The 12,260-nt window shown below is 43.7% G+C and carries 13 protein-coding genes; 8 read left to right on the top strand and 5 right to left on the bottom strand.

Annotation, left to right across the window (positions count from 1 at the left end; genetic code table 11):
* Nucleotides 1-119: 119 nt before the first annotated feature.
* Nucleotides 120-335 (bottom strand): 30S ribosomal protein S21, encoded by a 216-nt coding sequence (gene rpsU, locus AV939_RS03765; RefSeq protein WP_012517258.1) that lies wholly within the window; start codon nt 333-335, stop codon nt 120-122.
* A 390-nt stretch (nt 336-725) separates the two neighbouring features.
* Between rpsU and tsaD the strand changes: the two genes are divergently transcribed.
* The gene (gene tsaD, locus AV939_RS03770) at nt 726-1,739 is read left to right on the top strand and encodes a tRNA (adenosine(37)-N6)-threonylcarbamoyltransferase complex transferase subunit TsaD (protein WP_057793871.1); all 1,014 of its coding nucleotides are present in this window, start codon (nt 726-728) and stop codon (nt 1,737-1,739) included.
* A gap of 73 nt (nt 1,740-1,812) precedes the next feature.
* A complete protein-coding gene (locus tag AV939_RS03775) occupies nt 1,813-3,117 on the top strand; it encodes an alkaline phosphatase family protein (RefSeq protein WP_082746027.1) in 1,305 nt (434 codons plus the stop codon).
* Between the two features lie 40 nt (nt 3,118-3,157).
* Here the strand turns inward: AV939_RS03775 and plsY are convergent, their stop codons facing one another.
* Nucleotides 3,158-3,760, bottom strand: a complete 603-nt coding sequence (gene plsY / locus AV939_RS03780) for a glycerol-3-phosphate 1-O-acyltransferase PlsY (RefSeq protein WP_057793869.1) — start codon at nt 3,758-3,760, stop codon at nt 3,158-3,160.
* A 240-nt stretch (nt 3,761-4,000) separates the two neighbouring features.
* On the opposite strand from plsY, the gene folB reads away from it, so the two are divergent.
* The 4 genes from folB to AV939_RS03800 all read left to right on the top strand — a co-directional run bounded on the left by folB (nt 4,001) and on the right by AV939_RS03800 (nt 6,162).
* Nucleotides 4,001-4,354: a dihydroneopterin aldolase gene (folB, locus tag AV939_RS03785; protein WP_061997153.1), complete on the top strand. Its 354-nt coding sequence runs from the start codon at nt 4,001-4,003 to the stop codon at nt 4,352-4,354.
* Entirely contained in the window at nt 4,354-4,848 is a 495-nt protein-coding gene (folK, locus tag AV939_RS03790; protein WP_057793866.1) for a 2-amino-4-hydroxy-6-hydroxymethyldihydropteridine diphosphokinase, read from the top strand. The genes folB and folK overlap by 1 nt, the downstream gene beginning before the upstream one ends.
* An 8-nt stretch (nt 4,849-4,856) precedes the next feature.
* Entirely contained in the window at nt 4,857-5,657 is an 801-nt protein-coding gene (locus tag AV939_RS03795) for an undecaprenyl-diphosphate phosphatase (RefSeq protein ID WP_057793864.1), read from the top strand.
* A 136-nt stretch (nt 5,658-5,793) separates the two neighbouring features.
* A complete protein-coding gene (locus AV939_RS03800) occupies nt 5,794-6,162 on the top strand; it encodes a histidine triad nucleotide-binding protein (protein ID WP_057793862.1) in 369 nt (122 codons plus the stop codon).
* 115 nt (nt 6,163-6,277) lie between these two features.
* On the opposite strand, the gene AV939_RS03805 is transcribed toward AV939_RS03800, so the two are convergent.
* Nucleotides 6,278-7,984, bottom strand: a complete 1,707-nt coding sequence (locus AV939_RS03805; protein WP_061998157.1) for a dipeptidyl-peptidase 3 family protein — start codon at nt 7,982-7,984, stop codon at nt 6,278-6,280.
* A gap of 389 nt (nt 7,985-8,373) precedes the next feature.
* Between AV939_RS03805 and AV939_RS03810 the strand changes: the two genes are divergently transcribed.
* Nucleotides 8,374-9,210: an HDOD domain-containing protein gene (locus tag AV939_RS03810; RefSeq protein WP_013785426.1), complete on the top strand. Its 837-nt coding sequence runs from the start codon at nt 8,374-8,376 to the stop codon at nt 9,208-9,210.
* A 48-nt stretch (nt 9,211-9,258) separates the two neighbouring features.
* Here the strand turns inward: AV939_RS03810 and AV939_RS03815 are convergent, their stop codons facing one another.
* Nucleotides 9,259-10,422: a benzoate/H(+) symporter BenE family transporter gene (locus tag AV939_RS03815; RefSeq protein ID WP_061997155.1), complete on the bottom strand. Its 1,164-nt coding sequence runs from the start codon at nt 10,420-10,422 to the stop codon at nt 9,259-9,261.
* Between the two features lie 163 nt (nt 10,423-10,585).
* On the opposite strand from AV939_RS03815, the gene AV939_RS03820 reads away from it, so the two are divergent.
* On the top strand, nt 10,586-11,155 hold the full coding sequence (locus AV939_RS03820) for a helix-turn-helix domain-containing protein (protein WP_061997157.1): 570 nt from the start codon (nt 10,586-10,588) through the stop codon (nt 11,153-11,155).
* A 154-nt stretch (nt 11,156-11,309) separates the two neighbouring features.
* Here the strand turns inward: AV939_RS03820 and rdgC are convergent, their stop codons facing one another.
* The gene (gene rdgC / locus AV939_RS03825) at nt 11,310-12,221 is read right to left on the bottom strand and encodes a recombination-associated protein RdgC (RefSeq protein WP_057793855.1); all 912 of its coding nucleotides are present in this window, start codon (nt 12,219-12,221) and stop codon (nt 11,310-11,312) included.
* Nucleotides 12,222-12,260 lie beyond the last annotated feature (39 nt).

Raw genomic sequence — 12,260 nt, forward strand, 5'->3', positions numbered from 1 at the left:
TATTACGCTGTGCATTAATAAATAATGCTAACAAGCACTAAAGAAGAATTTTCTGTGGCCCAGAAACGCGAAAGGTGTTGCAAATGCAACACCTTTCAGACTCGTAAGTTAACCCTGTATTAGTAGAGTTTTACGCGACGTGCGTTTTCACGAGCTAATTTCTTTAGATGACGCTTTTTCGCAGCGGCTTTCTTACGCTTGCGTTCCCAAGTAGGCTTTTCGAAGAACTCACGACGACGAACTTCAGACAATACGCCTGCTTTTTCACAAGAACGCTTAAAACGACGCAGCGCTACATCAAACGGCTCGTTTTCTCTAACTTTAACGATAGGCATTTAAACACTCACCTCAAAACTTTTGCTGTATAATTCCGGGAAATTGAGCGCTAAAAAGGCCACCCGGGTTAAAAATGGTGCGAAATTCTAATCATTTCCGAACAGAAAGTAAAGACTGAATTGCCAAAAAATAGGCAATATTGCGCAAATAAACGAAGCACCATTCCAAGATATGCGGAATAAAGGTAAACTCTGCGCCTTCTGAGACAAGGTAATACCCTTTTGTCTGTCTACAGGAGAAAAAGAATTCAGCGCGATCCCGCATTGGTTGAGTCGATCATATCACAGATCGCAGATGATCAAACAGGTCAGGTACTGATCTATTGTAATAAACTTTGTTATTAAAGACGTAAAAGTAAGGCTTGGCTCAAAGCAAATATTAGGAATAGTATGCGTATATTAGGAATAGAAACTTCTTGTGATGAAACGGGTATTGCCGTTTACGACGACACTGCGGGGTTATTGTCACACGAATTATACAGCCAAGTTAAATTGCACGCCGATTACGGCGGTGTAGTGCCTGAACTTGCGTCACGAGATCATGTTAGAAAAATTATCCCGCTAATTGAAAAAGCGCTTAGTGATGCTAACACCCAGCCTAGTGAATTAGACGGCGTAGCCTTTACCCAAGGTCCAGGTCTTGTTGGTGCCTTATTAGTAGGTTCATCAGTGGGCCGTTCTTTAGCGTATGCGTGGGGTGTGCCTGCGGTAGGCGTTCATCATATGGAAGGGCATTTACTTGCTCCCATGCTAGAAGACAATGCGCCTGAATTTCCCTTCGTTGCATTATTAGTTTCGGGCGGCCACTCTATGTTAGTAAAAGTAGAAGGTATAGGCAGCTACGAAGTACTTGGCGAGTCGATAGATGACGCAGCCGGTGAAGCCTTCGACAAAACCGCTAAGCTTCTAGGGCTTGATTACCCTGGTGGGCCTTTATTAGCTAAATTGGCTGAAAAAGGTGAACCAGGCCACTACAAATTCCCACGACCTATGACCGATCGCCCCGGTTTAGATTTTAGCTTTAGCGGCTTAAAAACGTTTGCAGCTAATACTATTCGTGCTGCGGATGACAACGAACAAACTAAAGCAAATATTGCTTATGCATTTCAAGAAGCGGTTATCGACACGTTAATCATTAAATGTAAGCGAGCACTTAAACAGACCGGTATGAAACGCCTTGTTATCGCGGGCGGCGTAAGTGCGAATACCATGCTGCGTACACAAATGAAAACTTTGATGGACGATTTACGTGGGGAAGTGTTTTACCCCAACTTGGCATACTGTACCGACAACGGTGCCATGATTGCCTATGCAGGCATGCAGCGTTTGAAAGCAGGTGAAATATTAGGGCTTTCTTCACAAGCAAAACCTCGCTGGCCGCTAGATACGTTAGCGCCTGTATAATAAAGCTGTCATGGGGTAGGGTTATTATGCTAAATAAAAAGAGTATCTTATTTAGTTTGTAGGAAAAAACATCATGTTTGACAAGATTAGATCTTGGCGAGTCATTCAATTCTACGGACCGCTATCTGCCGTTATCGTTTTATTGTTAATGGCCTTTCAAGCTGATGCGCAAAGCAATAATGAAGTCACTACAGACCCAGCTACCAATGTGTCGGTCCAGTACGAAAAAAATCATGTTGTACTCATCTCCTTAGATGGATTTAGGCATGATTACATTGAACTTCACGCTGCAAAAAATCTTGCCCGTATTGCAAAAGCGGGTGTGCGATCGACCTCATTAACGCCAGTTTATCCTGCGAATACATTTCCTAACCATATTTCGATTGTTACAGGGCTGTTGCCTATAAACCACGGTATAATTGATAACAGATTCTATGCAAAGTCGCGGCCTGATAATCAGGGAGGCTATGCTAAATATTCGATGGGTAAAGCCAAGGGCGACAGTAGTTGGATTACGGCATTACCGCTTTGGCATTTAGCTGAATTCCAGGGGCATAAAGCTGCGACCTTTTTCTGGCCTGAATCTGACGCCAGAATAGCTGGCGCTCTTCCTACCTATCTTTATCATTATTCAAAATATGCAGACTACCAACAGCGGATTGATCAAATTGTTCAATGGCTACGTTTACCTGAAACATCACGCCCGCTCTTCGTTGCAGGCTATTTTTCGCTAACCGATACGGTAGGCCACGATGAAGGGCCTACGTCGTCAGTAACAAAAGAAGCCGTCGCTAAAGTTGATGAGTTAATTGGTCAACTGTATGACCGTCTGAACACGCTTCCCATAAAGGTAGACTTAGTAATAGTGTCTGATCACGGTATGACAACATTAAACGATAGTCACAACGTTATGGTGGAATCTTTAGATATTCCTGATTATTTTACGATTAATAATAGTGGTGCTCTGGTTCGGCTATATGCACACTCTGAGGTGTCGCCCAAGCTAATTGAAAATGAGGCATCACGGCTTAATGCGCTCGCAAACGGCCAATTTAAAGTACTGAGCACTGCAGAGCGCAATAAAAGGCAGATACCGTACAACGAACGTACTGGCGACATTATTATTGAAATTTTGCCTCCAGGCCGCTTTAGAAGTGAGGAAGACATTCATGTTAGCAAAGGAGGCCATGGCTACTTAAATACGTTATCAGATATGGGTGGGTTATTTGTTGCATCAGGCCCTTCATTTCAAAAAGGAAAGACATTGCCTGCGTTTAGTAATTTGGAAATATACCCAGCGTTGGCGGAAATTATGGGGTTGGAATTACTGACACCTATTGATGGCGAAATTGACGTATTAAGGCAAGGTCTACAATAAATCAGCAATAGCGTTTGTTTGGCCTGCACTATGATTGTAATTACTCTTTGGTGTTGCCCTTATCCCAAATCTTACCTTCAGAGCGGCTCATCAATCGGGCGATATTTTCACGGTGCCGTAAGATAATAAGTAAAGACAGCATGAGCACAGGAACGGTATAAAGTGGCTTTATTAACCAAGTAAATAACGGCGCTAGGCTGACGGCAACCAATGCGCCTAGTGACGAATAGCCGGTAAGAAATACGACAATAACCCAGCTTAGAATAAGTAGCCCTGCCAAATCTAATCCAATAGGTAACATGGCACCAAATGCCGTTGCAACTCCTTTGCCGCCTTTAAAGCCAAAATACAAAGGGAAAATATGGCCTAAACATGCAGCGATAGCGATAAGACCTAAAAGCACGGGCTCCAAGCCTAGAAAGTAGCTTGAGTAAACCGGAATAGTCCCTTTCAAAATATCCATTACCAGCACTAGCAACGCCGGAATTCTGCCGCCAATTCGATATACATTGGTGGCACCGGGGTTCTTAGAGCCTGCAGTACGGGGATCGGGGAGAGAAAATGCTTTGCAAATAACTACCGCGCTCGATAAAGAGCCAAACAAATAGGCTACACAAATCATTAATAGGGCTAACGGTATCATTATTGCTGCTTAAACCTGCTGCTTTGTACACTAAACGTATATCTACACTCAAATAATATGGGGCGAATGCTATAGTGCGTGTTGCCCCCACTTGCAGTACAACGGTATAGTTGTGCCACCATCGCCCTAAGGCGAACAACGTAAAGCGTAAAGCTACTCTATTCAAAAGTGATATACCACCTTTTGAGAAGAAGTTAACGTGGTAGTAAGACCAGTATGGTCATAAGAATGAAAAGGTTTATGGGAAAAATATATATAACAGGGCTAGCTGTCGATACCCTCATCGGTGTGTACGATTGGGAACGGGAGCGTTTAACCACGTTGTTGCTCGATGTTGAACTCGACGCTGACCTAGATGCTGCAATGCAGTCGGATAATGTTGATGACACCATTAACTATGCCGACGTGGCTGATTGCATTACTGAGGTTGGAAAAAACAGTCGCTTTATGCTGCTAGAGGCATTTGGTGGCGCTGTAATGAAGCAAGTACTTGCCACCTTTCCGGCCCATGCTATTCGCTTGAAAATTGTGAAGCCGAATATTCTTCCTAATGCACAAACGGTGGCAGTGGCTATGTATCAGGATAAGTCCTAGTGGGGCGTCATACAATTTTAATTAGTGTGGGTTCTAATATCGACAAAGAACACTACATACGAGAAAGTATTAAAGCGCTTAAACAGAATTTCGATGACGTTAGCTACTCTTCGGTATATGAGAGTGAGTCAGTCGGCTTCGATGGCAGTGCCTTTTATAACTTAGTGGCGAAAGCCGTGACTTCTATGAGTATTATTGAAGTGCGAGATACCTTTCGTCAGATTGAAAGCGACAATGGTCGTAAACACGGGGAAAAGAAATTTTGTTCCCGTACACTAGATTTAGATTTACTCACATACGACGATCAAGTTACCCATGAACCCGTTGTATTGCCTCGGGAAGAGATTCTGTATAACGCCTTTGTACTATGGCCGTTAGCTGAGTTGGTTCCTAATGATATCCACCCTGTTGAAGGCAAAACCTACGAGGCACTTTGGCAGGCTTTCGATAAAGAAAAACAAACACTCTCGCCCATCAATTTTACTTGGAGCTAAGCAACGGAATGACACTGTTCGAAATAATCATATTGGCCATTATTCAGGGCGTTACCGAGTTTTTACCTATTAGTAGTTCTGGGCATCTTCTTTTGCCTGCAGAGTTATTCGGTTGGGTAAGTCAGGGGTTAGCGTTTGACGTGGCTGTTCACGTGGGAAGTTTACTGGCGGTAATGATTTACTTTCGCCAAGAAATCGCACAAATGACAGTGGCCTGGGTTACCAAGGGGTTCACAAAAGAGCAAAACACTGACAGTAAGTTAGCCTGGTATGTGATTATCGCAACTATACCTGCTGTGATTATTGGTTTTGTAATGAAAGACTGGATAGAACTTAATGCCAGAACAGCCCTTGTTATCGCCGCAACCACTATTATTTTTGGTCTTGCCCTATGGTATGCCGACGCCACCGCGAAACGCACTCAAGAATTAACATCGCTTAACTGGAAACAAGCATTGTTAATTGGTTTAGCGCAAGTACTGGCGCTGATTCCCGGTACTTCTCGCTCGGGTATTACCATGACAGCAGGTTTGATGCTGGGCTTAAATAGAGAGAGCTGTGCGCGCTTTTCGTTTTTACTGTCTATTCCCGTTATTTTGGGCGCCGGTTTGCTTGCCACTCTTGATTTATTACAAGCTAACGAAGCCGTTGATTGGTCTGCGTTGCTCTATGGCGCTGCGTTCTCATTTGTGAGTGCTTACTTATGTATTTACCTCTTCCTTAGCTGGATATCGCGAATTGGTATGCTTCCATTTGTGATTTATCGCTTACTGTTAGGCGTCATTTTGCTTTGGTTCGTTTTTGCATAAGCGATTAGCATAAATTCGGGTTAATAAAAGACTGTGTTGGCGTAATACAATGGAGCGATTTCCTTTTAGGGAGTTGCCTCTTATGAAGTATTCAGCAACGCAGTATGGTTACAATAATTGAAGCAGGGAGTACGCAATGTTAGACACTATTTTTACGAAGATTATCAATAAAGAAATTCCAGCAGATATCCTTTATGAAGATGATATCTCGTTGGCGTTTAGGGACATAAACCCGCAGGCCCCGGTTCATTTTTTAGTGATCCCGAAAAAAGCCATCCCTACTATCAATGACATCACAAAAGAAGATAGAGAGGTTGTAGGACACTTATCTTTTGTTGCCGCAAAAGTAGCAGCAGAGTTGGGTGTAGACGAGCAAGGTTATCGCACGGTAATGAACTGTAATGAGTTTGGTGGGCAAACGGTGTACCACATACACTTACATGTACTGGCCGGTAAAATCATGGGCTGGCCGCCATATACCGATACGGCTAAGCGTTTAGAATAAAAGCGTTTGGAATAGCTTTTAAACGCATACCGATGAGTTTAATAACCAGTTAGTTGCTTAACACGGGCAACTAACTGGCTTAGTTTTTATTGAAACATCTATCGATAGCCCGTGGTTAGTTCAAACCAAGTACCTTTTTACCTTGCTCAAAGTGAATATCCACAGGAATATTTGCCGCCTCTAAGCGAGCTAAATCTGCCGCTAGCTGTGGTTTAATCACGCCCATACTGTCAACAAGTTCTGCAACACCGTCGTAGTCGCCATCACCTTGCAACGTTAAAATCAGCTCAGATAAGGCGGCAACTGCAGCGCCCATTTTCTCAATATTAACGCGATAAACACCTTCTTCGGTTTGTTCAAAAGCGCCTTCTTGTGCAAAGAAATTAAAGCGGATCATATTCGCTTTTCCGTGTGCACTAGACGCCCCAAAACGTACTGAGCGGAAAATTCCAGCCATAAAGGTGACATAGTAATCTTCAAGTGTACCTTCTGAAATCTCACCTTTTTCAAGCAAGCTTTGAATCATGTAAAGGCCCAAAATGTCAGCTTTACCTTCTTCTAACGCAGAGGCGTGCTCTTTTAGCGAACCCCTTACAGTATCGCTCCCATCAAGCGTGTTTTTTATCCCTAAGCCATGCGCCACTTCGTGAAACATGGTGTTAGCAAAAAACGCATCAAACGTAATATGAGCGCGTTGCTCAGGTGCAATTAGCATGTCCGCAATAGGAATAAGAATATTGTCGAACTTGGCACGCATAGCGTTTTTCAGTTGCAAGCGACGGGTGCCTTTTTCAAGCTGTACACGCTCATCGTTAGGCAAGTTAATCGCAATGGTTTTACTGCCAGCGTTTGAATGACCCGCGTAATACACTACATCATAGGCGTTTAAGTCGGCATCAGAGCCAGGTACTTCTGCTTTGTACTGGGCAGGAACAGGTAAACCTTCTTGTAACTCTGGAAGAAAAGCGGCGTATTTTGCGAGCTTTTCACTCCACGCTAAATCTTTTACCAGAACGTAGGCTTCAAAGGCGGCGCGATAACCAAATAGCTGGTCTTCATAGCTTTCGATTGGCCCAATCACCAACTCTACAGGGTTAGTCTTCATGTCCATCCACGCCATGTCCGAAGCTAGGTAGTCGTCGGTAAGCAGTGCCTGTGCACGAAGGGTTAAGTAGGCTTTAAAGCTTAAGTCTTCTGCAAGTTCAGCCGCTTCTTTTAGAATCTTAGATGCAGCGGTTAATTCACTCTTGTACGCCTCGGAATAGGGAACCGAGTAGAGGTTGCCAGCTTCATCTTGCTTCACTAACGAGTATAAGCCTTGCTTGCCTTCAAATGTGGCGGTCGCGAAGTCGGCCTTTGTCATGGTGTGAGGATAAAACTCAGCACCCAGTGCTTTTTCTTCATAGCCCGAAAGGAAGGGGCTATCTCCGTTCAATCTGTCCCATGGGCCGTAGTTGATTGAAGCAAAATGTTTAACTTCATCGCTTTCGATACTATTTAAAAACTCACTTTTGTCACCGAAAAAGGCTTGTTTCCAAAATAAGTCATCCATTATCTTTGAAGCATCAATAAGCAAAGCAATCATCTTTTGTTGGTTGTTGCTTAAATGGGATAAATCGCTGGTTAGTTCAACGGGATGATAAATAGATAACCGAGACTCATTCACAAGAAGGGCACTATCGGGTGATTCAGTTTGCGAAGCATCTACAGAAGGATTTGTTTTTGATACGGTCTCTTCTGGTGCCTTAGAGCAGGCGCTCATAAATAAACTTGTGGCAACAGCCACTGCAAGAGTAGAGTAATGTATGCGTGGAAATTTCATCATAAAGTTTTCTGTTCTACATTTATTGGCAGGATAAGAATATACAATAAAGTTACACGTTAGCGAGCGGCGTTTTGATGTGTATCAAGGTTTCATGTAAAGGCATATGTACTACACTGTTCATAACGCGTAATAATGCATATTCAATGTTGAGTTAGTAAAAGGTTCAATATTATTCGAGCTCAATAACGGTTATAACATAAGGGGAATGTGATTTCCTGCTATCATAAAGCTATGCTTTTCAGATGTGTAGCGTATAGTAGGATAGTAAGTCTCTGAGCAACTGCAACTTGGTCATTTACTCGCAAACAAGGATTACAGTGTAACCGCGGGTATCTTAAATTCATTGCCTTTTAGTGGCTATTTGAAACATATCTAAGGGTAGGTATATGTCTACACAAAATGCGCTCTCAACAATTCTTGTTGAAAAAATAACAAACGACACACTCGTACTTCCTACATTACCGGCTATTGCTTTAAAAGTAAGAAAGTCAGCGGACGATCCTAATATCAACTTAAGTGCAATGGGTGATGTTATCGGACAAGACCCCTCGCTAAGCGCAAGAATGATTAAAATTGCGAACAGTGCTTATATGGGGCGCAGTATCAAAGTAAATTCTATCAGCCAAGCGGTAACCCGCATTGGTTTACGCCAAATCAAAAATATTTCAACTGCGCTTGCCATGGAGCAGCTGTTCGTTTCTAAAAACGATGTAGTGAGTGCCTATTTGCAAAAAGAGTGGGCGAATACGGTGAATATCGTGGCTAACTCAATGGCGGTAATGCAGCTTTATATCGCGCGCACGAAAAAGCGTGAAATGAGTATGGATATTATGACGCTCACAGCGTTAACCCATAATATTGGTGTATTACCCATTCTAACTGAAGCGGAAAGACACCCTGAAGTGTTTGCGAATCCAACCTTTTTAGAAGTGGCCATCGACAAACTGGCTGGGCAAATTGGCGCTAGCATCATGCGAGAGTGGGGCTTTGGTGAAGAGTTTGTGAGTGTAGCTAAATGCTGGAAAGATTTAAGCTATATTCCTGAGCAGGTTACTTACATAGATTTCGTTCGTGTTGGTGCGGCCGTTTCTGGCGCAATGGACAGTCAAAAAGACGCTGTTTTGAACTTAGCCATACAGCGTGATGTGATTGACGATGTAGCGATACTTCATTCTGATGAATTTGCCGACCTTGCCAGTGCCGCAAAGCAAATATTTGCCTGACACTTTGCTACCATAATGCTGGTCAAGCATGACTACCTAAAGCCGAACTTATGTTCGGCTTTTTTGTTTGTTACTTTCAACCAACATTAACAATAAGCCGAGTAGTAGGCCCCACACCGCTGATGTGATAGATAAAAGACTGAAGCCTGACGCCGTACATAAAAAAGTGACCAAGGCAGCGTGACGGTATTTGTCGCTCTCTACGGTTTTGACCAAGGCGGCTTGCAAGGTAGCCAGCAGCGCAAGACCTGCCAGTAAATGCACTACAATCGGGGGCATTGAAACGAACAAAACCACCACAACAGACGCAAGTAGCCCCATAAATAGGTAACCAATACCTGCGGCGATGGCCGCTTTATAACGCTGACTTTTATCTTTATCTGCTTCTTCCCCCATGCACAAGGCCGCGGTTATTGCCGCAAGATTGAACGTAAACCCGCCAAATGGCGCTAGCAGCCCCTGCAATATGGCAATGCCACTTAGTACTTTTTTATGGTCGGGGTGGTAACCATGGGCATGGTGTATCGCAATGCCGGGTAAATTCTGAGAAAGGGTAGTAATAATGTACAAAGGAACGGCAAGCCCAATGACGGCGGTAATTGAAAACTCGGGGCTGACCCACACGGGAGTGGGTAGTGAGAGAGTTAACGGGATTTCACCGTTTAAGAAGCTACTAGTGACAATAGAAACAGCCAGTAAACACAACATAAGGTAGCGAGGGAAAAATCGGCTTCCAACAAGATAGATAGCCAGAAAACTGGCAACAATATAGGGGTGTTGTTCTACATCAGTGAATATCGATATACAGATAGGCAATAGAATACCTGCCAGTAGCGCCGATGAGATACTAGCCGGAATGCGGCTTATTTGATTGAGCAAACTGCGACTTTGCGCGGTAACCAGCGAAAGCACTGCGCAGATAATAAAGGCGCCAATACTCTCAGGAAGGGTGTACTGCTCCACGCTACCTAATAAAAAGGCCGCACCAGGGGTAGACCAGGCGGTGACAATAGGCATTTTCATTAGCCAAGAATAGAAAATACAGGAAAGACCCATTCCTATACCTAATGCGAGAAGCCAACTGATGACCATATCAGGGCTTGCCCCCGCTTTACGGGCAACATCAATAACAATAACAACAGCACTGCTATAGCCAACGGTGACTGCCGTTAATCCTGAAGAAATGTGGCTAATCTGCCATTCTGATTTCATCTTTGCCCCAACCATTTGAACCTAAACCTAAACTACTTCATACTGTGTGCGTTATAACGTACGCAATAAGTTAACTCTACACTTGTGCGTTATAGCGCACAAGGCGTTTTGCATTAAAATGCTAAATCGACTCTATTTGTAAGAATGTGACAAGAAGCAGTAAATGATGAAGACCAATAGCGATGCACTACAGGCGGGAGACTTTTCGTTAAGTATTTCTGCGCGTTTAAAGCAGTTGCGTGGTGATATGGGCTTGTCTCTTGATAAAGCCGCCACGTTAACCGGTGTGTCTAAAGCCATGTTAGGCCAAATAGAGCGGCAAGAGTCAAGCCCGACTATTGCCACATTGTGGAAAATTGCGACAGGGTTAAATGCCTCGTTCTCCTCTTTTATTGCAGCAACCGCACAATCTGAATTCGATGTTAATCACGGCTTTATTCACGACCCAAACATGCAAGTGAAAACCCTTTTTCCGTTTGATGTAAACAAAGGTTTTGAGGTGTTTGAAATTACCCTAACTCACTTCCATGAGCAACGCTCTACGGCCCATCAAAGTGGGGTTACTGAACATATTCATTGCATTGGAGGCAGGTTAACCTTGTGGCAAGGTAATGAGTGTAAAACCATCAAAGCCGGCGAGCAGTATTTAATAGATGCCGATCAAGCGCATGGCTATAAAGATGAAAGTGGGGAAACCCAGTTTATTAATATTATCCACTACCCGGTTTATTAATATTATCCACTACCCGGTGTTGTAAAGGCAGCTGGCAGGCAAGTGATTAGAGGTGAAGCGGGTAACTAACGGGTGGCAAAGTTAAACAAAATGTTGAGCAATACCCATGGGGCACTGCTCAACACGTATTAATTTCACGCTAGTTAAACACGGTTTAGGTGTTAGCGTCATTCAAGTTGAGCGTTTCACGCAAGAAGTTTAGCAAAGTACAAAGCTCTGCAGACATTAACGCAAATTCAGCATCTAGGCGTGCTTCAACTTGGTCTTTAGGAATGTCTTCAGTCTCTTCTTTTAATCTATCGGTAAACTTAATACGCTTTAACGAGCCATCTTCAGCAATAACTGCAGTTAGGGTATCTTGATATTCAAACGCCACTTTTTGTACCAGCTTACCTGCATCCAAATGAATCGTGATTTCATCACTATCAAGCGGCTGGTTTTTACAGCGAATAATACTGCCAGCATCATCTGTAGATTTGAACTCGGCTTCTTCAAGTAGTGCTATGCCATCTGGCGCTGAGTCAGTCAGCCAGTGAGTCAGTTCAGACTGCAAACTGTGGCGGGCTAAAGGCACAACCGGTAGTGAGCCAATGGCTTTTCGAACTAGGGCTAAAAAGGCTTCAGCTTTGCCATCGGCAGAGGCATCAACAGCCACCAGGTTATCTTCTAACGAAATAAACCCATGGGTGTAAGTGTTTTTAGTAAACGCTTGAGGCAACAACCGAGTTTGAATTTCCTGCTTAAGATCGGCTTTCGCCTTTTTACCGACAGGCGAACCGGTTTCCATTTCAATTTTGGCAACCATGTCGTCCAATTCGGCATTAATTACTGCAGCAGGAAGCAACTTTTCTTGCTTCTTAACGGTAAGCCAGTAACGTTGCCCAACGCGCTGAAACATGGTGCCTTGTTTGCCAGCTTGAGAGAATGGGGAAGCAAAGCCCATCGTAGCCAAATCTTGACTCTTACAAGGACGGAATGCTTGTTCGCTTAGGACGCGCTCTAGGTCGCCATCGTCAAGGGAAAGTGGCTGGGTAATTTGGTAGGCTTTTATATTTTTAAACCACATTTGAGGCTATCTCTTTTAAAAATGGTGGGCAAGCGTACC

Origin of the sequence: Alteromonas sp. Mac1 (assembly GCF_001562125.1) — a bacterium.
Classification (GTDB): domain Bacteria; phylum Pseudomonadota; class Gammaproteobacteria; order Enterobacterales; family Alteromonadaceae; genus Alteromonas; species Alteromonas stellipolaris.

Excerpts from the sequence above, each read along its gene's own strand:
- AV939_RS03820 (WP_061997157.1), top strand. The coding sequence starts at position 10,586 with ATGATGAAGACCAATAGCGATGCACTACAGGCGGGAGACTTTTCGTTA.
- folB (WP_061997153.1), top strand. The coding sequence starts at position 4,001 with ATGGGAAAAATATATATAACAGGGCTAGCTGTCGATACCCTCATCGGT.
- AV939_RS03775 (WP_082746027.1), top strand. The coding sequence starts at position 1,813 with ATGTTTGACAAGATTAGATCTTGGCGAGTCATTCAATTCTACGGACCG.
- AV939_RS03795 (WP_057793864.1), top strand. The coding sequence starts at position 4,857 with ATGACACTGTTCGAAATAATCATATTGGCCATTATTCAGGGCGTTACC.
- rdgC (WP_057793855.1), bottom strand. The coding sequence starts at position 12,221 with ATGTGGTTTAAAAATATAAAAGCCTACCAAATTACCCAGCCACTTTCC.
- AV939_RS03800 (WP_057793862.1), top strand. The coding sequence starts at position 5,794 with ATGTTAGACACTATTTTTACGAAGATTATCAATAAAGAAATTCCAGCA.
- rpsU (WP_012517258.1), bottom strand. The coding sequence starts at position 335 with ATGCCTATCGTTAAAGTTAGAGAAAACGAGCCGTTTGATGTAGCGCTG.
- AV939_RS03805 (WP_061998157.1), bottom strand. The coding sequence starts at position 7,984 with ATGAAATTTCCACGCATACATTACTCTACTCTTGCAGTGGCTGTTGCC.
- plsY (WP_057793869.1), bottom strand. The coding sequence starts at position 3,760 with ATGATACCGTTAGCCCTATTAATGATTTGTGTAGCCTATTTGTTTGGC.
- tsaD (WP_057793871.1), top strand. The coding sequence starts at position 726 with ATGCGTATATTAGGAATAGAAACTTCTTGTGATGAAACGGGTATTGCC.
- AV939_RS03810 (WP_013785426.1), top strand. The coding sequence starts at position 8,374 with ATGTCTACACAAAATGCGCTCTCAACAATTCTTGTTGAAAAAATAACA.
- AV939_RS03815 (WP_061997155.1), bottom strand. The coding sequence starts at position 10,422 with ATGAAATCAGAATGGCAGATTAGCCACATTTCTTCAGGATTAACGGCA.